We start from the raw sequence: 21251 nt of genomic DNA, 5'->3' as shown, positions 1-21251 counted from the left end.
CTTGCCTGCGATGGCGGTGTGTCAGTTGGCGCATTTTTATCTGGTGCACCGTCATCGCAGGCAAGCCAGCTCCCACAGGGTTGTGTGTTGTCGCTGCAATCAGGGTTCGAGCACAACCTTCAGCGATTTATCGCCGCGTTCCATCACTGCAAACGCCTCCTTGAAGTCCGCCAGCGCAAACTTGTGGGTCACCACATCGCGCATGTCGATCTTGCGGTTGCCGATAAAGTCGATGGCCCTGGGGTACATATACGGCCCCAGGTGCGAGCCGAGAATATCCAGTTCCTTGCGGTCGCCGATGATCGACCAATCCACCGTGGCCTCGTCATTGAATACGCTGAACTCGACGAAGCGCCCCAGCTTGCGCAGCATCGCCAACCCCTGGTTCACCGCCTTGTGATGCCCGGTGGCTTCGATATAGATGTCGCAGCCGTAGCCGTCGGTAATCTCGCGGATTTTCGCCAGCACATCGACCTCGGCGGGGTTCCAGACTTCGTCGGCGCCCATGCGCAGGGCGAGGGCGGCGCGTTCGGGTTTCATGTCCAGCACAATAAGCTTTTTCGGGTTGCGCAAGCGCACCGCGCCGATGATGCCCAGGCCCAGGGTGCCGGCGCCGGCGACCACCACGATGTCGTCATGGTCGACGTTGGCGCGCTCCGCTGCGTGCAGCGAGCAGGCCAATGGCTCGATCAGGATCGCTTCGTCGGGGGCGATGGATTCCGGCACTTTGTGAATGATGCCTTCCTTGGTAAAGATCATGTACTGAGCCATGGCGCCCTGCACATTGTTCTGGAAGCCATACAGGTCGTGCTTCTGGCACATCCAGTACTGGCCATGGTTGCAGAAGCGGCAACCCCAGCACGGTACGATCTGTTCGGAAATCACCCGGTCGCCGACCGCCACGCCGCGCTTTTCCGCACCCGGGCCGAGGGCGACCACACGGCAAACGAACTCATGCCCCGGGATCATCGGCGGCTTCACGTAACGCGGTTGCTCGGCGTCGCCCCAGAACGATGGTGCGCCGCGATAGGTCTTGATATCGCCCATGCAAATGCCGCACAGCTCGACCTTGGTCAGAATCTCGTCGGGGCCTGGGGTGGGTACGTCAACGGTTTCCAGGCGGTAGTCTTCCGGCCCATGGCAGACCACGGCCTGCATGGTTTTGGGGATGCTCGGGGCGAGCTGTTCGGGTGTGCGTTCGGTGACGGTGGACATGACAAGACCTCACGACATAAAGATGAATTACTGAATGCTGTAGCCGCCATCGATCACCATGTTGGCGCCGGTGATCATCTGCGCGGCATCACTGAGCAGGTACAACGCCAGCCCGGCGATTTCTTCCGGTTGGGCAAAGCGCCCCGCCGGGATCTGCAATTTGGCCCGTTCACCCACTTCACCGGCCCAGGCTTTTTTGCCCAGGGCGGTTTCGACAATGGTGGGGGAGATGGCGTTGACGTTGATCTGCGGCGCCCATTCCATGGCCAATACCTTGGTCATGCCGACAATCGCCGCCTTGCTGGCGCAGTAGGCGACGTGACGGTCCAGGCCAATCACGGCAGCCTGGGACGCCAGGTTGACGATGCGCCCGCTGCCCTGGGCGATCATGTGCCTGGCGCAGGCCTGCGCCATGAAAAAACTGGCCTTGAGGTTGATGTCCAGGGTGGTGTCCCAGGCGCTTTCGCTGACGTCGACGGCCTTGTCCAGCAGCACGACGCCTGCGCTGTTGATCAGGTAATCCAGGCGTTGGAAGTGTGCGAAAACCTTGTCGACGGTCGGTTGTATCTGGTCGATCTTCCCGAGGTCGACGGCAATGCCCAGGTGCCCGGCACCCAGGCTGGCGGCCACCTCGACCACGGCCGGGTCACGGTCAAGCAGCGCCACCCTTGCGCCGCGTTCCGCCAGCAAAGTGGCGCAGGCCAGGCCGATGCCGGCGGCGCCACCGGTGATCACCGCGCAACGGCCGCTGAGGTCGAAGGCTTGGTTCCAGAAACCAGACATGAGTAACTCCCGTTACAGATCAAAAGGTAGAACGCGGTCCAATGTGGGAGCTGGCTTGCCTGCGATTGCATCGACCCGGTCTACCTGATGCACCGAGGTGCCCGCATCGCAGGCAAGCCAGCTCCCACAGTTGACTGTGTTTCAAGCCACTGACTACTTGCCGCCGCTGACTTGCTTGTACAGCGCGTCCGCATTGGCATTGGTCACCGGCACCCACGGCAGGATGTAGTTCCTGGCCGTGCCGTCAGCCCATTTCACGTCCTTGGCGTAGCGCTCCCAGATCACCGATTGCGGCTTGTAGTCCTCGCCGGCCAGGGCGCGCAGGGCCACGTCCAGTGCGCCCTGGGATTGGGCCTGGGCGTCCTGGAGGAAGGTGGTGACTTCGTCTTTTTTCGCCGCCTGGATCGCATCCGGCATCCCGTCGATGGAGGTCACGGGCACCTCTTTGGAGGTCAGTCCGTGGGACTTCAGAGCCTGCACGGCACCCAGGGCCATATCATCGTTCTGGGCGATCACGCCGTTGATGCCCTTGGGGTGGGCGTTGAGCCAGTCTTCGGTGAGGGTCATGGCCTGGGCGCGGTCCCAGTTGGCGGTTTTCTTCTCGATGATCTTGATGTCGGGGTGTTTACCCAGCACTTCCAGCTCGCCTTTTTCCCGGTCGATCTGCGCCGACTGGCCAATCGGGCCCTGGATGATCACCACGTTGCCCTTGCCGTTGAGCTTGTCGACCATGGCCTGAGCCTGCAGGCGGCCGCCTTCGACGTCGTCGTTCCCCACATACGGCACGCTGGCATCGGCTACTTTCGTATTGGAGGCGATGACCACCACGTCGTTGCTCATGGCCGCCTTGACAGTGCCGACACCGGCCTTGGTATCGATCGGTACAAACAGAATCGCGTCGTAGTGTTGGGTCACCATGTTTTCGATCTGGTTGTTCTGGGTCAGAGCGTCGTAGTTGCCGTCGAATACGGTTAACTGCACGGTGCCATCCTTGACCGCCGGATGTTCCTTGAGCTCGCGCACCCAGTTCTGCATGAACTGGCCCTTGAGGCCGTAGACGGCGGCGCCGATCTTGTAGGTCTTGCCGTCGGCCGCCATGGCGATACTGCTGGCGAGCAGGGAGAGGGCCGCCGCGGCGGCCAGGGTAGTACCCAGTTTCATAAGTCGAACTCCAGTTATTGTTATCGGTCGTTCTTCAGCGTTTTTTCTTGCGCCACACGTCGATCAGTACTGCGAACACGATGATCAGGCCCTTGGCGACCTGCTGGTAATAGGAGGACACGCCGAGCAGGTTCAGGCCGTTGTTGATCACGCCGATCAGCAGCGCCCCGAACAAGGTGCCGACAATGCTGCCGGTACCGCCCGACAGGCTGGTGCCGCCGATCACCACCGCGGCAATCGCGTCCAGCTCATAGGAAACCCCGGCCTGGGGCAGGGCAGAGGTGGTCCGTGCCGACAACACCACGCCGGCCAATCCGGCGAGCAGGCCCGACACCACGTACACCGAAAACATCACCTTGCGCACGCCGATGCCGGAGGTGCGTGCGCTTTTTTCATTGCCGCCCACGGCGTACACATAGCGGCCGTAGGTGGTGTAGCGCAGCACCATCCAGAAGATCAGCGCGACCACGGCGAAGATGATGATCGGCACGCCAACCGGGCCGACCTTGCCGATACCCAGCGCCAGGTAGGCGTCGGGCAGGTCGGTGATCGGGCTGCCGTCATTGAGGATAAAGGTCATGCCGCGCGCGATGCTGAGCATACCCAGGGTGGCCACGAACGGCGGGATCGACAGGTTGGCGACCATAAAGCCGTTGACCACGCCGAGCATCGCCCCGGCAAACATTCCGGCGCTGACTGCCGCCAACAGGCCATAGCCCTGGGTGGCGACCATCGCGCTGCACAAACCGGCAAAGGCCAGGATCGAACCCACCGACAAGTCGATGCCCTTGGTCAGAATCACATACGTCATGCCCACGGCGAGGATGCCGTTGATGGAGGTCTGGCGCAGGATGTCCATCCAGTTGCGCCAGGTCATGAAGTATTCGCTGGAAAACGCCATCACCACGCACAGCACAATAAACACCAGCGGCAGGCCGAAGCGGTCCAGGGACAGGCGCAAGCGATTGCGTGGCGGGGTGGTGACAGGGGCGGCAAGGGTTTTGGCATTCATGAGGCAAGACTCAACAAGGCTTCCTGGGAAAGGGCGGTGTCGGTGCTGATGGTTACCAGTCGTCCGCCCTTGAATACGGCGATGCGATCGCTCAGGTGCAGCAGTTCCGGGGCTTCGGACGACACCACGATGGCGGCGCCACCGGCCCGCACGAACTGGTCGAGCAGGTGGTAGATCTCCTGCTTGGCGCCTTCGTCGATACCGCGGGTGGGCTCATCGCAGAGCAGGCACACCGGCTCGGTGGACAGGCATTTGGCGAGCACGACTTTTTGTTGGTTGCCGCCGCTCATGGACGCCACCGGCAGGTCCAGGGAGCTGGTTTTGATCTGCAGGCGCTTGACCATGTCTTCGGCCAGTTGGGTTTCTTTGCGTGCATTGATCAGCGACCAGCTCGACAGGCGCTTGTAGGCCGACAGCGCAATGTTCGACAGGATGCTGCCGGTCAGCACCAGGCCACTGTCCTTGCGGTCTTCGGTGACCAGTGACATGCCGGCGTGGATGGTGGCCTTGGGCAGCCCGACAGGCATGGGTTTGCCTTGCAGGGTGACGCTGCCGGAATCGGCCACGGTCAGGCCGTAGATGCAGTTGAGAAACTCACTGCGCCCCGAGCCCATCAGCCCATAAATGCCGAGGATCTCCCCGCGGCGCAATTGCAGGCTGATGTCGTGGAACTCGCCGTTGCGGCTCAGGTTGTCGACTTGCAGGCAGGTGTCGGCGGCACATTCGCGGCCAACCTTGTGGTCAATGCGCGTCAGCTCCTGGCCGACAATGCCGCGCACCAGATGGTCACGGTCGATATCGGCCATGCGCCCGCTTTCCACGAAGGCGCCATCGCGGAAGATGCTGTAGTCATCGGCGATTTGCGCCAGTTCGCTCAAGCGATGGGACACGTACACGATGCCGGCGCCCCGTGCCGTAAGGCGGCGTATGGCCTTGAACAGGGTTTCTGCTTCGCGCTCGCCGATGGCTGAGGTCGGCTCGTCCATGATCATCACCTGGCAGTCATGGCTGAACGCCTTGGCGATTTCCACCAGTTGAATCTGCGCCACGCTCAAGCGGTGCATGGGGCTGGTGGCGTCGACCTCGAACTCCAGGCTTTCGAGCAGCTCGCGGGTGCGGCGGTTCAGGGCCTTGCTGTCGACGATGCAACCGGCGCGGCGCGGTTCGCGGCCCAGCCAGATGTTCTCGGCGACGGTCATGTAGGGGATGGGTTCGAGCTCTTGGGTGATCATCGCGATCCCGGCCGCCAGGGCTTCACTGGGGCGGTTGAACTGCACCGGCGTACCGTTGAGCAGAATGCTGCCGGCGTCACGTTGGGTGATGCCCATCAGGATGCTCAGGAAGGTCGACTTGCCGGCGCCATTGCCGCCGCACAGGGCGTGGACGCTGCCGCCGCGCAAGGAAAGGCGCCCGTCACGCAAAGCCGGCACCCCGGCATAAGCCTTGGCGACATGTTCAGCCTGGAGCAGTAATGGCGTGGCCATCGGCGTGTCCTCGTGCTGTGAATTCTTATTAGGTCGCACAGTCATGTTTCGCTGTGAGCATATGTGTATCAAATGAAATTCTGATCAGTCAATCTCTTTCACTTAAAAGCTTTAATTCTCATCTTTGGAGGCGATATCGGCTCATTAGGCCGCTATGAACGAAAGGTCTGTTAAATCGCGCTTGACAGATGAGGTGGAATGACCAAGAAATGACTGAGCGAAATCTCACTGAATGATCATATGATCAGTCTTAATCAGGATCAGGGCAGCGGAGCCAGACGCCATGAACACACCCTTTCCGGTGGCTATCGGATGCGATGAAGCGGGTTTTGAGCTTAAAGAGCTGTTGAAGCGGCATATCGAGACGCTGGGTTATCCGGTGACCGACTTCGGCACCCATTCCACCGCGCCGGTGCTCTACCCGGACATCGCGCTGGCCGTGTCCAACGCCATCAGCGCAGGGCAGCAGCGTCTCGGTGTGCTGGTATGTGGCACCGGCATCGGCATGGCCATTTCGGCGAACAAGGTGCTGGGTATCCGTGCGGCCCAGGCCCATGACACTTACTCGGCGGAGCGGGCGCGCAAGAGCAACGATGCGCAGATCCTGTCCATCGGTGCGCGGGTGATCGGCGCGGAGCTGGCCAAGAGCATTGTCACGGCGTTCCTGGCCTCGGAGTTTGAGGCGGCGCGTTCCGGGGCCAAGGTGGAGCGCATCAATGCAATCGAGCGCGATGGGCATCAGTAGTGGACGGCACGGGGCAAGAGTCGGGAGAATGTGCCTTTGACGCCGAAACGGAAGCCCGTCCCCATGAGTGACAGTACCCAGCGCATGGCCAGTGATATCGATCAAATGACCGAAGTGGCGATGCTCTATTACCTTGAGAACGTCACTCAGGAAGCCATTGCCAAACGCTTCGATCTGTCGCGGGCCAAAGTCAGCCGCCTGCTCAAGCGTGCGCGGGACGAGGGTATTGTCGAGGTTCGCGTGTTGCAGCACCCGGCGATGAACAACGAACTGGAACGCGCGCTGGTGGAGCGCTTCAAGCTCGACCGCGCCTTGATCGCCGTTGACCACAGCGATCCCGACACCCAGCGCTCGGCGGTCGCCAGCCTGGTCGCCAACTACCTGAACAAAACCCTGGGCGACGGCATGATCGTCGCCGTGGGCATGGGCCGTAACGTCGGCGCGGTGGCCGATAATGTGTTCCTGCCGGTGACGCGCAACTGCACGTTTGTGTGTGCCATCGGTGGTTCGCTCAAGGCCGGCGAGTACATGAACCCCGACCATATCTGCCGGCGCCTGGCCCTGCGCTTTGGCGGCGAGAGTGAAAGCCTGTACGCCCCGGCACTGGTGGCCAACCCTGAGCTGCGTGGTGTGTTGATCAATAACGACACGGTGCGCTCCACCCTCGACCGCGCGCGACGTGCCGACATCGCGCTGATCGGCATTGGCGACATGAGCGAAAACAGCAATATGGTACGCATGGGCTGGTTCTCGCCCCAGGAAATCGCCCAGGCGCGGTTGTCCGGTACGGTGGGCGACATGATGGGCTACGACTTTATCGACATACACGGCCAGCCGGCGGTCAACGCCATCCAGGGGCGCGTGATCGGGCTGACGGTGCAGGAGCTGTTTCGCATTCCGGATGTGGTGGCGATCGCCAGTGAAAACACCAAGGCGGCGGCGACGCTGGGGGCGTTGCGGTCGGGGGTGATCAATACACTGGCGACCACCGTCACCAACGCCCACACCATCCTGGCGCTGGACGATGCCACTCGTAAACCCTGATGAATCGTCTATCTGCCAGGCGGGCAGGCTTTCTGTGGGAGCTGGCTTGCCTGCGATGCAATCACCTCGGTATGCCTGAAACACCAAGGTGCCTGCATCGCAGGCAAGCCAGCTCCCACAAGTATCGCTGTGCTTCTGATAGGGATTTACAGGTTTTGTAATAGTTTTGCGTTGTGGGAAATTTGTATTTCGAATGTAGGATTCAAGTCCTTTTGTCATTTCAGGACTTGCATGAACACCCTCTCGGAGCCTCCCAGTCGTCTTTCCCCAAGACAACCGCTGTCGCTGTTCCCCCTGAAGCACCCCGTATTCCGACTGCTAACCTTGTCCCGGTCTTATGACCGCACCTTGCCGTGCCCGGCGTTCTGAAACCTTGAATACAGAGACTCAATAAATGGAATGGTTAGCGGATCCTACGGCCTGGCTGGGCCTGGCGACTTTGATTGTGCTGGAACTGGTGCTGGGTATCGACAACCTGGTGTTTATCGCGATCCTGGCGGACAAGCTCCCGCCGGAGCAGCGCGACCGTGCGCGGTTGATTGGTTTGTCCCTGGCCCTGCTGATGCGCCTGGGCCTGTTGGCGAGTATTTCCTGGTTGGTGACCCTTACCCAGCCGTTGTTCGAAGTGTTCGACAAGAGCTTTTCCGGTCGTGACCTGATCATGTTGTTCGGTGGTGTGTTCCTGTTGTTCAAGGCCACCATGGAATTGCACGAACGCCTGGAAGGCCATGTGGCCCAGCACAAGGGCAATGTCGCCTACGCGATGTTCTGGCCGATCGTGGCGCAGATTGTGGTGCTTGATGCGGTGTTCTCCCTGGATGCGGTGATCACCGCCGTGGGCATGGTGGACGAACTGGCGGTGATGATGATCGCCGTGATCGTGTCCATTGGTTTGATGATCGTGGCGAGCAAGCCGTTGACCCGTTTCGTCAATGCGCACCCGACCGTGATCATGCTGTGCCTGGGCTTCTTGATGATGATCGGTTTTGCCCTGACCGCCGAAGGCTTGGGCTTCCATATTCCCAAGGGTTACCTGTACGCGGCCATTGGCTTCTCGATCCTGATCGAGGTGTTCAACCAGATTGCCCGCTCGCGTCGCAAAAAATCAGCGCAAGGTGTGCTGCCGGTGCGTGAGCGTACCGCCCATGCAGTGATGCGCTTATTGGGTGGCCGCAGCCTGGCGGTGGAAGAGGTGGGTGAGGAGGTCGCCGACCTGCTGGGCGAATCGGATACTGCGCAGGGCCCGCTGTTTGATCGACGTGAGCGAGTGATGATCAGCGGCGTGCTGCAACTGGCCGAGCGACCGATTCGTACCCTGATGACCCCTCGGGCCCAGGTGGACTGCATCGACCTGGCGGACGATCCCGACACGATCCGCCTGAAGCTGATGCATTCGTCCTACTCGCGCTTGCCGCTGATCCGCAACGGTGCGGTGGATGAGCCCTTGGGCTTTGTACACAAGAAAGAACTGCTCAAGGAGTACCTGGCCGGTAACGAGCCGAACCTGGAGCACCTGGCGCGCCGGGAGATCAACCTGCTGGAGAGTTTTTCGATCCTCAATGCCCTGGAGCAGATGCGCCAGGAGTCCACCCATATTGCCTTCGTGATCAACGAATTCGGGGATTTCATGGGGGTGTTGACCATGACGGACATTCTGGAATCCATCGCCGGTGAATTGCCCGATGCCAGTGAAATCGAAGGCCCGGACATTATCGAGCAGGGCGATGGTTTTCGTGCCAACGGCGCCTTGAATCTCAATCTGGTGCGTCAACGCACGGGCTTCAAGGCTGCGGCGACCGAGGATTATCAAACCCTGGCGGGGTTGGTGATGAGCCTGCTCGACCGCCTGCCAGTGGTAGGGGATTGTCTGGAGCATGAGGGCTGGCGTTTGACGGTGGCTGAAGTGGAGGAGCGTCGAGTGACGCAAGTGCAGTTGCGCCCTTGTTCAGGTCATAACGGCTGAAGATCTCCTTCACGCACTGCGCTTGTTCTTCAAGGGGGCCAAAGCCTTTGAGTTTTTCTACCAGAGACCCTTTTAGGTAGATCAGCAGCGTCGGGGTGCCTGTTACGTCAGGGTGCCTCGGCGTATGGGCGCAGTCGAGCACCACGCTGACTATCCAGGGATGCTTCCAGGCTGCCTGTTCGAATAACGTTCCCGCTTGCGCGCAGGCGGGGCAGTGTTCGGAGACAAATAGAACGAACACTGGGCGCGGTGTGTTCAGTAGGCGTTCAAACGCCTTGGCGCTTGGAATGCTCCAAGTGGCGATTCCCATAATGAATTCCCTCCAGGCCGTATCGGTTTCTGCCAACGCTAAGCGCGAGGCTTACCCGCGTCTACTGTCAACCTTCACAGGTCGCTGCGGTCTGCATGGGGGCGCAGTAACACCTGTGTGGAGTGTTGCGCAGCAAGCCCCAAGCCGACGGAGCAACGCCGTTTACCGCGTCGATAACCCTCTCGCTGATCCCTAAAGAGTTTCCCGGCAGCATATTTTTCATCCCCTGGGTGTGGCACACTTTCTGCGAGCTATTCCGCTGTTACAAACCAAATTCCGCTATAGCGGAATCTGTGGTCATTGAAGTGGAATTTTAAGCGCGGTCGTTTTTTATAAGGAGCAACGTGTATGAGCATTACTCGTTACGGTACCGGCAGCACCGCAGGTGGCGGCCAGCCACGCCCGTTCGCACGCGCGGTGGAGGCTGATGGCTGGCTGTATGTGTCGGGCCAGGTGCCGGCGGTGGATGGCGAAATCATCAGCGGCGGCATCATTGAGCAAACCCGTCAGACCATGCGCAACGTAGTGGCGATCCTTGAAGAAGCCGGCTACGAGCTCAAGGACGTGGTACGCGTCGGCGTGTGGCTGGAAGACCCGCGGGATTTCTGGAGTTTCAACAAGGTGTTCGGCGAATACTTCAGCCCGGAACACGCCCCGGCGCGTGCCTGTGTACAGGCCAATATGATGGTTGATTGCAAGGTCGAGATCGATTGCGTGGCTTACAAGAAAAAGGGCTGAATCCCCCACTCTAAAGACCACAGCAAGTCAACTGTGGGAGGGGGCAAGCCCCCTCCCACAGGAGATCTCTGCCAGACCCTGGAATTTTGACGGGACCCGCCACTGCCATGACCGAAGACACCATCAAACGCCGCGCCAAAGGCCTGGACCGTGCGTTCGATATTCTCGATTTTCTCAAGGAAATCGGCCAACCCCTGCGCCCGAATGATATTGCCAGTGGCATTGGCAGCCCCAAATCCACGGTCTACGAGCTGGTGGCGTCGTTGCTGGAACGGCGCATCCTGGAGACTGTAGGCAAGGACGGCCACGTGTACCTGGGTCGGCAGCTGTATTTCCTCGGCCAGGCACACTTGCGTCACTTCGACCTGACCCGCGAGGCCGACCACGTCCTGCAGGACATTGTCAGCCAAACCCACGAAACCGCGCAGATGTGCCTGCTCAACGGGCGCAAGTACACGGTGGCGCTGATGCGCGAAGGCCAGCGGCATTTCCGCATTTCTTCGGATATCGGTGAAAACGCGCCGATCCCGTGGACCGCTTCCGGGCGTTTGTTGCTGGGGCATTTGAGTGACCAGCAGATCATCGAGTTGATCGACCCCGACGATTTCATCCTGCCGGATGGCCTGCGCCTGCCGCTGGACACCTTCCTGGCGCAGATTCGCCAGGCCAGTATTGATGGGTTCTTTTCCTTCGACAGTGTCGCCGACACCTTCACCCATTGCTTTGCCGCCCCGGTGCGGGACGCTCAGGGCACTTGTATTGCGACCCTGTGCATCGTTGCCCCCCGGGCCGATGCGAGTAAAAACTACCAAGACTATCGCCGGGTACTGATCGACAGCGCCAACAGCCTGGCCCGGCGCATCAACGAATAGGAGTTTTCCATGTCTGCCCTCAATGCCGTTGAAAAAGGTGCCGCCGCCGTCGGTGCTCATTTGGTTCGCGATGTCAGCCTGCCGGCCCTGGTGCTGCACCGTGATGCCCTGGAACATAACATCCGCTGGATGCAGGACTTTGTCCGCAGCAGCGGCGCCGAGCTGGCGCCCCATGGCAAGACCAGCATGATGCCCGCGCTGTTCGAGCGTCAGATCGCTGCCGGTGCCTGGGGCATCACCCTGGCCAACGCGGTGCAAACCCGCGCCGCCTACGCCGGTGGCGTGCGCCGTGTGCTGATGGCCAACCAATTGGTGGGTGCGCCGAACATGGCGCTGATCGCCGACCTGCTGGCCGATCAGGATTTCGATTTCCATTGCATGGTCGATCACCCGGACAACGTCGCGGACCTGGGCCTGTTCTTCGCCGCGCGCGGCCTGCGCCTGAACGTGATGATCGAGTACGGCGTGGTCGGCGGCCGGTGTGGCTGTCGCAGCGAGCAAGAGGTGCGCGAGCTGGCCCAGGCGATCAAGGCCCAGCCGGCATTGGCGCTGACCGGTATCGAAGGGTACGAAGGGGTGATCCACGGCGAGCACGCCATCAGCGGTATCCGCGACTTCGCTGCCAGCCTGGTGCGCCTGGCGGTAGACCTGCAAGACAGCGGCCTGTTCGACCTGCCCAAGCCGATCATCACCGCGTCGGGCTCGGCCTGGTACGACCTGATCGCTGAATCGTTCGAGGCGCAGAACGCCGCCGGGCGTTTCCTCAGTGTGTTGCGCCCGGGCAGCTACGTGGCCCACGACCATGGCATCTACAAAGATGCGCAATGCTGTGTACTCGACCGACGCAGCGACCTCAACGAGGGCCTGCGCCCGGCCATGGAAGTCTGGGCGCACGTGCAGTCGCTGCCGGAGCCGGGTTTTGCGGTAGTTGCCCTGGGCAAGCGCGACGTGGCCTACGACGCCGGTTTGCCGGTGCCGCTCAAGCGCTACAAGGCCGGAATTGTCCCGGTGCACGCTGATGATGTGAGCGCCTGCAAGGTGACGGCGGTAATGGACCAACATGCGTTCATGACCGTAGCGCCGGGCGTTGAATTGCGTATTGGTGACATCATTTCGTTTGGCACGTCCCATCCTTGCCTGACGTTTGATAAATGGCAGGTGGGGTGCCTGGTGGATGAGCAGTTGCAGGTGGTTGAGTCTCTGCGTACCTGCTTCTAGACCGCGTCGCGGCTATCGCAGCGATGCGGCGACCCGACAAGCCAGCTCCCACATTCGACTGCATTCCTCCAGTTGGAATAGGGTCAAGTGTGGGAGCCGGGCTTGCCCGCGATGGGGCCCTCCAGCACACCTGAGAACTCTGCCATGAACACCCACCCCCACATCGCCCTCATCGGCGAATGCATGATCGAACTGCAACACCGCGCCGACGGCAGCCTGCACCAGAGCTTCGGCGGTGACACCCTGAACACCGCGGTGTACCTGCGCCGTGAGCTGGGCGAGTGCGCCAGCGTCGACTACGTCACCGCCCTGGGTGATGACAGCTTCAGCGACGCCATGTGCCAGCAATGGCAAGCCGAGGGCCTCGGCCTGGGCAGGGTCCAGCGCCTGCCTGGACGCTTGCCTGGCTTGTACTGCATCCAGACCGACGCCAAGGGCGAGCGCAAGTTTCTCTACTGGCGCAACGAAGCGGCTGTGCGCGATTGCTTCACCACGCCTGCGGCCGAGCCGATCCTGGCAGCGTTGCCGGACTATGACGTGGTGTATTTCAGCGGCATCACCCTGGCGGTGCTGGGCGAGGTCGGGCGCGAGCGCTTGCTGGACACCCTGGTCGAAACCCGCCGCCGGGGTGGCAAGGTGGTGTTCGATAACAACTACCGGCCACGGCTGTGGGCCGATGTGCAAACGGCCCGCGAGGCGTATCGCCGGGTGTTGGCCGAGGTGGATATGGCCTTGCTCACCGAGGATGACGAACGCGCGTTGTTTGGCTATGAGAATAGCGAGCAGGTGTTTGCGGCGTACCCGTCGATTGCAGAAGTGGTGCTCAAGCGGGGAGCGGACGCCTGCGTGATTCGTTGCGCGGGGGAGCGCTTTGCGGTGCCGGCGTTGAAGGTGGAAAAGGTGGTGGACACTACGGCGGCGGGAGATTCGTTCAGTGCGGCGTATTTGGCCTGCCGGCTCAAGGGTGGTTCGCCGCAAGAAGCTGCCTTGGCGGGGCATCGGCTGGCGAGCCGGGTGATTCAGCTGCCGGGGGCGCTGATACCGAGGTGAATGGCCGCCTGCGGCGGATCGCGGGCAAGCCCGGCTCCCACATTTGAGTGGGTGTATACCGCTAAATGTGGGAGCTGGCTTGCCTGCGATAGCGGACTGAAGCCATACACTCAATCCCGGTAAAACACCTGCACCAGGTGATAGCCAAACTTGCTCTTGATCGGCCCGTGCACCACCTTCACCGGCTTCTTGAAGATCACCGCATCAATCGCCCCCACCATCTGCCCGGGCCGTACTTCACCCAGGTCGCCGCCACGCTTGCCCGACGGGCAGGTGGAGTACTTCTTGGCCAGCACGTCAAAGGCTTCGCCCTTGGCAATGCGCTGCTTGAGTTGTTCGGCTTCTTCGCTGGTTTTCACCAGGATATGACGGGCTTGGGCTTTCATTGATCTCTACCAGGTGTACGACGGCGCGCGATTATGCCTGAACTCAGGCCTCGACGCCGATCATGCTGCGGATTTTGGTGGCCAGCAGGTCGATGGAAAACGGCTTGGCGACCATGTCCATGCCGTCTTCCAGAAAGCCCTGGCGCTCAGCGGCTTTCTCGGCATAACCGGTCATGAACAACACCCGTAGGCCAGGGCGATGCTGGCGGGCGATTTCAGCCAGTTGCCGGCCGTTCATGCCCGGCAGGCCGACGTCGGTCACCAGCAAATCCACGCGCAAATCCGACTCCAGCAGCGGCAGCGCGGCACGCGCATCCGCCGCCTGGTGCGCGGTATAGCCCAGTTCATCAAGCACATTGACCACCAACATGCGCACCGCCGGGTCGTCCTCGACCACCACCACCGCTTCACCGGCCAGGGCCACCGGGGCTTCGGCCAGGCTGACGGGTAGGTCGCGTTCCAGTGCGGTGCCATACAGGCGCGGCAAGTACAGGCGCACGCAGGTGCCCTGGCCCGGTTCGCTCTGGATGGTCACGTGACCACCGGACTGCTGGGCAAAGCCGTAAATCATCGACAACCCAAGGCCAGTGCCTTGGCCGATGGGCTTGGTGGTGAAAAACGGGTCGAACGCCTTGGCGAGGATTTTGGGTGCCATGCCGCTGCCGTTGTCGCTTACGCCGAGCATCACGTAGTCGCCTGCCTTGACCGGCTCCAGGGTAGTGATGTCGGTGCCGTCCAGGTAGCTGTTGGCGGTTTCGATCAGCAACTCGCCGCCGTCGGGCATGGCATCGCGGGCGTTGATCACCAGGTTGAGCAGGGCGTTTTCCAATTGGCTGGCGTCGGTGTTGACCGGCCAGATGTCTTTGCCCAGTTGCACCTTGAGCGTGATATGCGCACCCTTGGTGCGCCGGAACAGATCTTCCAGGGACGCCACCAACTGGTTGGGATCGGTGGGGCGGCGGTCCAGCGACTGGCGCCGCGAAAACGCCAACAGGCGATGGGTCAGGGCGGCGGCGCGATGGGCCGAGGACACGGCAGCGTCGGCAAAACGGCCAATGTCCTCGCTGCGCCCGGCGGCAATGTAGCGCTGCATCAGGTCCAGGCTGCCGATGATGCCGGTGAGCATGTTGTTGAAGTCATGGGCGATGCCGCCGGTGAGCTGGCCTACCGCCTCCATCTTCTGCGCATGGCGCAGGGCGTCTTCGGCCCGCTCGCGCTCGAACATCTCGTTTTGCAGGCGCTGGTTGGCCTCGGCCAGCGCCTGGGTGCGCTGGGCTACACGCTCTTCGAGGTTCTCGTTGAGATGGCGCAGGGCTTCTTCGGTGAGTTTGCGTTCGGTCTCGTCGATCACAAAAATGTAGAAGCCATTCACCGAACCGTCATTGCTGAAGCGCGGCAGGTATTTCATCAACGCGTGGCGCGGGCGGCCGTCGCGATGGGGCGTGAGGGTCATGAAGCTGCACGCCTTGCCCTTCAGGGCCGCTTCGATCTTGTCGATACGCCCGGCATATACCTCGTCGCCGAGCACTTCGCGGATGGTCTTGCCGTACAGCTCCTGAGGCGTCTTGCCGTACCAGTCGAGGTAGGCGCTGTTGTTCAGGCGAAAGCGCTGTTCATGGTCCACGTAGCCGATCAGCACCGGCATGGCGTTGATGATCAGTTGCAGCTCGGTCTGGCTCTGGCGCAGTGCCTGTTCGGTGTGCTTGCGCTCGGTGAGGTCCAGCGCGGCACCGAGAAAGCGTGCGGGTCGGCCTTGTTGGTCCTTGTAGCAGCGGCCACGGGCGAACACCCACCGCACCTGGCCGTCGGCTTGCAGCAGGCGGTACTCCTCGGCGTATTCGGTGCCGAACGTGATGCAATGCTTGATGCTGCGCGTGACCATGCCACGGTCTTCGGGATGCACGCCGAGCAGATAGGCGCTGATGGGCAGCAGGCCGGCGTCACTCGGGTCGACACCGTGCAGGTAGGCGAAATGTGCATCGGCGATAAAGTGGTCTTCACCGATGTCCCAATCCCAGGTGCCCACGGCATCGGTCGCTGCCAGTGCCAGTTGCAGGCGCTGCTCGGTGTTGTGCTGGGCCTTGAGGCTCGCTTCGGAACGCTGCTGCAGTTCCAGGGTTTTGCTGCGCCGTTCATTCGTTTCGATGGCGGTGACCAGGATGCCTGCCACCTGGCCGCTTTCGTCGCGCACCGGGCTGTAGGTCAGGTCGAGCCAGATTTCGGTGTCGCGACATTCGCGTTGCAAGACAAAACGCTGCTCGCTGAAGGTGCGCACCTGGCCACCGAGCACCGCGTCGTATACCGGCGCAGCGAAGCTTTGCAGCTCCGGCCAGGTCTGGTGCGCAGGCTGGCCCAGCGCGCCGGGATGCTTGTTGCCCACCAGTTGGGCAAAACCATCGTTATACAGTTGTATGAGTTGCGGACCCCACAGCAGCACCATCGGCATCGGCGAATGCACGACGATATCGACGGCGGTACGCAGGCTCTGCGGCCACTCACTGGCCTCACCGAGGGGGCTTTGCGCCCAGTCCAGCCGCTTGATCAATGCAGCGGCTTCGCTACCGGTGGATGTTCCATTCATGAAAAAAAGCCCTGAACACGACGCTTTGAAAAATGACCACACCCATTGCCCCAAGGAATATCGGCCCAAGGAGCATCAATGGATGACTACCCCGGAAAAATAGCACGCCTTGACGGTTTTTCTTCAAAACAGCCGCTCAGCGCTGAAACCTTTCATCTAAAAATCCAGTTCAGGGCGTCGGCGAAACTGCTCCAGTGCTTCGGGATTGGCCAGGGCATCGGTGTTCTTTACCGGCTCCCCATGTACCACGTTGCGCACCGCCAACTCCACGATCTTGCCGCTGATGGTGCGAGGGATGTCCGTGACAGCGAGGATCTTGGCCGGTACGTGGCGCGGCGTAGTGTTGGCACGGATCACCTGGCGGATCTGCTGTTGCAGCGCCTCATCCAGCTCGACGCCGTCATTGAGGCGCACAAACAGCACCACACGCACATCGTTTTGCCAGCGTTGGCCGATGGCGAGGCTTTCCAGCACCTGCGGGACTTTTTCCACCTGGCGGTAAATCTCGGCGGTGCCGATGCGTACGCCGCCAGGGTTGAGCACCGCGTCTGAGCGCCCATGAATCAACAGGCTGCCATTGGCCCGCTGCTCGGCGTAGTCGCCCTGGGCCCATACGCCGGGGAACTGGCTGAAATAGGAGGCGCGCAGCTTGTGCTGGTGCGGGTCGTTCCACAGCCCAATGGGCATGGCCGGAAAGTGCCGGGTGCAGACCAGCTCGCCTTTTTCCCCGATCAGCGGCCGGCCCTGGTCGTCCCACACCTCAATGGCCATGGCCAGGCTCTTGCACTGCATCTCGCCGCGCCGCACCGGCAGCACGGGGTTGCCGATCACGAAGCAGGAGACAATATCGGTGCCGCCGGACATTGACGACAGGCACAGCTCGCGCTTGATCTCGCGGTACACATAGTCGTAACTCTGGGGTGACAGCGGCGAACCGGTGGAAATCAGGCCCTTGAGGCTGCTCAGGTCGTGGCTCAGGCGTGGTTGCAGCCCGGCTTTCTCCAGGGTGGCGAGGAACTTGGGGCTGGTGCCGAACACGCTGATTCTTTCTGCATCGATCAGGTCGATCAAACGCTCGGGGCCGGGGTGAAACGGTGAGCCGTCATACAGCACCGCCGTGGCACCGATCGCCAGCACTGACACCAGCCAGTTCCACATCATCCAGCCGCAGGTGGTGTAGTAGAACAGGCAGTCCTCGCGGCTCAGGTCGGCGTGCAGGCCGTGCTCCTTGAGGTGCGTGAGCAGCACGCCGCCGGTGCCATGGATGATGCATTTGGGGATGCCGGTAGTGCCGCTGGAGTAGAGGATATACAGCGGATGATCGAACGGCACAGCGACAAATTCAGGCTCACCGCCGGCCTGGTAGAAGTCGTCCCACAGCGTGACCTGCGCCTGGCTGAGGTAATCGCCAACCTGCGCCTGAGGCCGGGCGTAGGGCACGATGATCAGCTGTTGCAGGGAGGGCAGGCGCGCGAGGATTTCATTGAGCTTGGCGCTCTGGTCGATGTTTTTGCCTGCATAGCGGTAGCCGGCGCAGGTGATCAGCACCTTGGGTTCGATCTGGCCGAACCGATCGATCACGCCCTGGGTGCCGAAATCCGGCGAGGAGCACGACCAAATCGCGCCGAGGCTGGTAGTGGCAAGCATACCCACCAGGGTTTGCCAGGTGTTGGGCATGCACGCGGCCACCCGGTCACCCATGCCAACCCCGGCCGCCCGCAAGCTTTTTTGCAGGCCGGCAACGTGCTCCGCCAGTTGCGCATAGCTCAATTGTTCACGTTGGCCGTCTTCGCTGACAGCCACCACCGCAGGATGATTGTCGCGGCGGCGCAACAGGTGTTCGGCAAAGTTCAGGGTGGCGCCGGGAAACCATTGGGCGCTGGGCATCTCGATGTCTTCGATCAGTGTGACGCTGGACGGGCTGCGAAACTGCACGTCGAAGAACGCCACAATCGCCTGCCAGAAGTCCGGGCGCTGGTCGATGCTCCATTGGTGCAGGGCAGGGTAGTCGTGGAGGTGCAGGCCGTGGCGTTGGTTGATGAAGCGGCGGAACTGGTCCATCCGTGTGTTGGCGATGCGTTCGGGCGAGGGTTGCCAGAGGATGTCGGACATAGCGAAATCTCTTGTTCTAGTATCGGTCTTCCAAACAATAGCGTTCCAATGTGGGAGGGGGCTTGCTCCCGATAGCGGTGGTTCAGTTACAAATGTCTACCCTGACACACTACTATCGGGAGCAAGCCCCCTCCCACATTTTGATCTCCGGTGTCTGGGGGTTATTGGGCCAGCCAGCCACCGTCGATATTCCATGCCGCACCGCGCACCTGGGCGCCAGCTTCGCTGCACAAAAACAGCACCAGCTCACCCAGCTGCGACGGCGTCACAAACTCCAGGGACGGCTGCTTTTCAGCCAGCAAATCCTGCTGCGCCTGTTGCGGGTCGATCCCACTGGCCACGCGATCATCAATCTGCTTCTGCACCAGCGGCGTCAGCACCCAGCCCGGACAGATGGCGTTGCAGGTTACGTTGCTGGTGGCGGTTTCCAGGCCCACCACTTTGGTCAGGCCGATCACCCCATGCTTGGCCGCCACATACGCCGCCTTGCCCACTGAGCCGACTTGCCCATGCACCGAGGCGATATTGACGATACGCCCCCAGCCCTTGGCTTTCATGCCCGGCAAGCTCAAACGGGTGCTGTGGAACACCGAGGACAGGTTGATGGAGATAATCGAATCCCAGCGCTCCACCGGGAAGTCTTCCACCGCGGCCACATGCTGGATGCCGGCATTGTTGACCAGAATATCCACGCCACCGAACTCGCGCTCGGCGTAGGCGAGCATGTCGGCGATCTGCGCCGGGTCGCTGACATCCGCCGGGTGATGCCCGACCTTGCCGCCAAACGCCTGCACTTGGGCGATCACCGCGCTGGCATCGCCAAAGCCATTGAGAATCAGGTTGGCGCCGGCCTTGGCCAGGCTCAGGGCTATCCCCAAGCCGATGCCGCTGGTGGAGCCGGTGACCAGGGCGGTCTTGCCATTCAACGTCGTCATGAAAACCTCACACAATGCCAGTGGCATAGAAAGTACCGATCACCACGAACACCGCGAGGGTCTTGATAATCGTGATGCCGAAGATGTCCTTGTAGGCTTCGCGGTGGGTCAGCCCGGTAACCGCCAGCAGCGTGATCACCGCGCCGTTGTGGGGCAGGGTGTCCATGCCGCCGCTGGCCATGGCCGCGACCCGGTGCAGCACTTCAAGGGGGATATTGGCCGCATGGGCCGCTGAAATAAAGCTCTCGGACATGGCCGCCAGGGCGATGCTCATGCCGCCGGACGCCGAGCCGGTGATACCTGCCAGCAGGGTCACGGTAATCGCTTCGTTGACCAGCGGGTTGGGGATGCCCTTGAGCCAGTCCGCCAGCACCAGAAAGCCTGGCAGCGAGGCGATTACTGCGCCAAAGCCGTATTCCGAGGCGGTGTTCATTGCCGCCAGCAGCGCACCGCTGACCGCACTTTTACTGCCTTCGGCCAGCTTGCTTTTGATCGCGGAGAAGCCGAACACCAGTACCACGATAATCCCCACCAGCAACGCCGCCTGCACCGCCCAGATTGCGGTGAGCTTGGCGATTTCGGTGGTCACCGGCGTGCTCATGCCTGGCAGGCTGAGGCTGTGGGTCTTGCCGTACCACTGCGGGATCCAGTGGGTGAACAGCAGGTTCATGACCCCCACCAGGATCAGCGGCGACAGCGCGAGCCACGGGTTGGGCAGGCTGAGATTTTCGGCGGTTTCCGGCTCGTTACGCAGCTCGGTGCCATAACCTTCACCGGCGCGCTGGGCTTTGTTGCGCTGGCGCGCGAGGTAGAGCATACCGGCGCAAAACACGAAGATCGTGCCGATCAGCCCCAGCCACGGCGCCGCCCAGGCGGTGGTGTTGAAGAAGGTACTGGGGATGATGTTCTGGATCTGCGGCGTGCCGGGCAGGGCGTCCATGGTGAACGAGAACGCGCCGAGGGCGATCGTCGCCGGGATCAGGCGCTTGGGGATATTGCTCTGGCGGAACATCTCGGCGGCAAACGGGTACACCGCAAACACCACCACGAACAGCGACACGCCACCGTAGGTGAGCAGGGCGCAGACCAGCACGATCACCAGCATCGCCTGGCGCGTGCCGAGCAAGCGGATCGCAGCCGCCACGATTGAGCGCGAAAACCCCGACAGCTCAATGAGCTTGCCGAACACCGCGCCGAGCAGGAACACCGGGAAATACAGCTTGATAAAACCGACCATCTTTTCCATGAACACCCCGGTAAAGGCAGGCGCGACGGCGGAGGGGTCGGTGAGCAGCACTGCGCCGAGGGCGGCGATGGGTGCAAACAGGATAACGCTATAGCCACGGTAGGCGGCCAGCATCAGCAGCGCGAGCGCGGCCAGGGCAATGATCACACTCATGGTGTGTCTCCATCGGATTGTTATTGTTGTGGGGTGAGGCTGTGGGAGGAAGCTATAGCGAGATATGTGCCATATTTATAACTTGTTGATATGTATGGATTTATTTTGGATTTAGAGTGATTTTCGAGACGACAGTCTCAATATGGAGACGAATGGAGATCCTTGTGGGAGCTTTCTGGCCTGCGATAGCGGTGGTTCAGCTGGCTTGTAGGGCACTGTTAGACGGCTATCGCAGGCAAGCCA

17 protein-coding genes and 1 pseudogene are annotated in these 21251 nt (G+C 61.4%); 7 read left to right on the top strand and 11 right to left on the bottom strand.

The window, feature by feature from the left end; genetic code table 11:
• Window positions 1-99 precede the first annotated feature (99 nt).
• The 5 genes from JFT63_RS21885 to JFT63_RS21865 all read right to left on the bottom strand — a co-directional run bounded on the left by JFT63_RS21885 (window position 100) and on the right by JFT63_RS21865 (window position 5655).
• Complete coding sequence (locus JFT63_RS21885; RefSeq protein ID WP_032876099.1) at window positions 100-1215, bottom strand: MDR/zinc-dependent alcohol dehydrogenase-like family protein; 1116 nt, start codon at window positions 1213-1215, stop codon at window positions 100-102.
• Window positions 1216-1242: 27 nt separating this feature from the next.
• Window positions 1243-1998 (bottom strand): GolD/DthD family dehydrogenase, encoded by a 756-nt coding sequence (locus tag JFT63_RS21880; protein WP_198844741.1) that lies wholly within the window; start codon window positions 1996-1998, stop codon window positions 1243-1245.
• 153 nt (window positions 1999-2151) lie between these two features.
• On the bottom strand, window positions 2152-3159 hold the full coding sequence (locus JFT63_RS21875) for a substrate-binding domain-containing protein (protein ID WP_057703577.1): 1008 nt from the start codon (window positions 3157-3159) through the stop codon (window positions 2152-2154).
• A 34-nt stretch (window positions 3160-3193) separates the two neighbouring features.
• The gene (locus tag JFT63_RS21870) at window positions 3194-4171 is read right to left on the bottom strand and encodes an ABC transporter permease (protein WP_057703576.1); all 978 of its coding nucleotides are present in this window, start codon (window positions 4169-4171) and stop codon (window positions 3194-3196) included.
• The gene (locus JFT63_RS21865; protein ID WP_186560090.1) at window positions 4168-5655 is read right to left on the bottom strand and encodes a sugar ABC transporter ATP-binding protein; all 1488 of its coding nucleotides are present in this window, start codon (window positions 5653-5655) and stop codon (window positions 4168-4170) included. The genes JFT63_RS21870 and JFT63_RS21865 overlap by 4 nt, the downstream gene beginning before the upstream one ends.
• Window positions 5656-5938: 283 nt before the next feature.
• Here JFT63_RS21865 and rpiB point away from each other — a divergent pair, with 283 nt between their 5' ends.
• The 3 genes from rpiB to JFT63_RS21850 all read left to right on the top strand — a co-directional run bounded on the left by rpiB (window position 5939) and on the right by JFT63_RS21850 (window position 9407).
• Window positions 5939-6400: a ribose 5-phosphate isomerase B gene (gene rpiB, locus JFT63_RS21860; protein WP_186560088.1), complete on the top strand. Its 462-nt coding sequence runs from the start codon at window positions 5939-5941 to the stop codon at window positions 6398-6400.
• 63 nt (window positions 6401-6463) lie between these two features.
• Window positions 6464-7444, top strand: coding sequence for a sugar-binding transcriptional regulator (locus JFT63_RS21855; protein ID WP_057703573.1), 981 nt, complete (start codon window positions 6464-6466; stop codon window positions 7442-7444).
• Window positions 7445-7838: 394 nt separating this feature from the next.
• Window positions 7839-9407 (top strand): TerC family protein, encoded by a 1569-nt coding sequence (locus JFT63_RS21850; protein ID WP_198844740.1) that lies wholly within the window; start codon window positions 7839-7841, stop codon window positions 9405-9407.
• A gap of 25 nt (window positions 9408-9432) precedes the next feature.
• On the opposite strand, the pseudogene JFT63_RS21845 reads toward JFT63_RS21850, so the two are convergent.
• Window positions 9433-9717: pseudogene (locus tag JFT63_RS21845) on the bottom strand (thioredoxin family protein); the annotation flags it as partial.
• Between the two features lie 348 nt (window positions 9718-10065).
• On the opposite strand from JFT63_RS21845, the gene JFT63_RS21840 reads away from it, so the two are divergent.
• From JFT63_RS21840 to JFT63_RS21825, 4 genes are all read left to right on the top strand, one after another.
• On the top strand, window positions 10066-10455 hold the full coding sequence (locus JFT63_RS21840; RefSeq protein ID WP_057703571.1) for a RidA family protein: 390 nt from the start codon (window positions 10066-10068) through the stop codon (window positions 10453-10455).
• A gap of 107 nt (window positions 10456-10562) precedes the next feature.
• The gene (locus JFT63_RS21835) at window positions 10563-11327 is read left to right on the top strand and encodes an IclR family transcriptional regulator (protein WP_198844739.1); all 765 of its coding nucleotides are present in this window, start codon (window positions 10563-10565) and stop codon (window positions 11325-11327) included.
• Between the two features lie 9 nt (window positions 11328-11336).
• On the top strand, window positions 11337-12545 hold the full coding sequence (locus JFT63_RS21830; RefSeq protein WP_198844738.1) for an amino acid deaminase: 1209 nt from the start codon (window positions 11337-11339) through the stop codon (window positions 12543-12545).
• A gap of 144 nt (window positions 12546-12689) precedes the next feature.
• Window positions 12690-13595: a sugar kinase gene (locus JFT63_RS21825; protein WP_198844737.1), complete on the top strand. Its 906-nt coding sequence runs from the start codon at window positions 12690-12692 to the stop codon at window positions 13593-13595.
• A gap of 110 nt (window positions 13596-13705) precedes the next feature.
• On the opposite strand, the gene JFT63_RS21820 is transcribed toward JFT63_RS21825, so the two are convergent.
• The 5 genes from JFT63_RS21820 to JFT63_RS21800 form a co-directional block, all read right to left on the bottom strand.
• On the bottom strand, window positions 13706-13981 hold the full coding sequence (locus JFT63_RS21820; RefSeq protein WP_003174397.1) for a peptidylprolyl isomerase: 276 nt from the start codon (window positions 13979-13981) through the stop codon (window positions 13706-13708).
• A 43-nt stretch (window positions 13982-14024) separates the two neighbouring features.
• Window positions 14025-16562 carry a PAS domain-containing hybrid sensor histidine kinase/response regulator gene (locus tag JFT63_RS21815; RefSeq protein ID WP_198844736.1) on the bottom strand — a complete coding sequence of 846 codons (2538 nt, stop codon included), beginning with the start codon at window positions 16560-16562 and terminating at the stop codon, window positions 14025-14027.
• Window positions 16563-16718: 156 nt separating this feature from the next.
• Window positions 16719-18674 (bottom strand): acetoacetate--CoA ligase, encoded by a 1956-nt coding sequence (locus tag JFT63_RS21810; RefSeq protein ID WP_198844735.1) that lies wholly within the window; start codon window positions 18672-18674, stop codon window positions 16719-16721.
• A gap of 161 nt (window positions 18675-18835) precedes the next feature.
• On the bottom strand, window positions 18836-19609 hold the full coding sequence (locus JFT63_RS21805; protein ID WP_198844734.1) for a 3-hydroxybutyrate dehydrogenase: 774 nt from the start codon (window positions 19607-19609) through the stop codon (window positions 18836-18838).
• A gap of 7 nt (window positions 19610-19616) precedes the next feature.
• Window positions 19617-21008 carry a GntP family permease gene (locus tag JFT63_RS21800; RefSeq protein WP_198707743.1) on the bottom strand — a complete coding sequence of 464 codons (1392 nt, stop codon included), beginning with the start codon at window positions 21006-21008 and terminating at the stop codon, window positions 19617-19619.
• Window positions 21009-21251 lie beyond the last annotated feature (243 nt).

This window comes from Pseudomonas sp. MF7453, assembly GCF_016405455.1.
Classification (GTDB): Bacteria; Pseudomonadota; Gammaproteobacteria; order Pseudomonadales; family Pseudomonadaceae; genus Aquipseudomonas; species Aquipseudomonas paralactis.
This window is presented reverse-complemented; position numbering and strand designations above follow the sequence as displayed.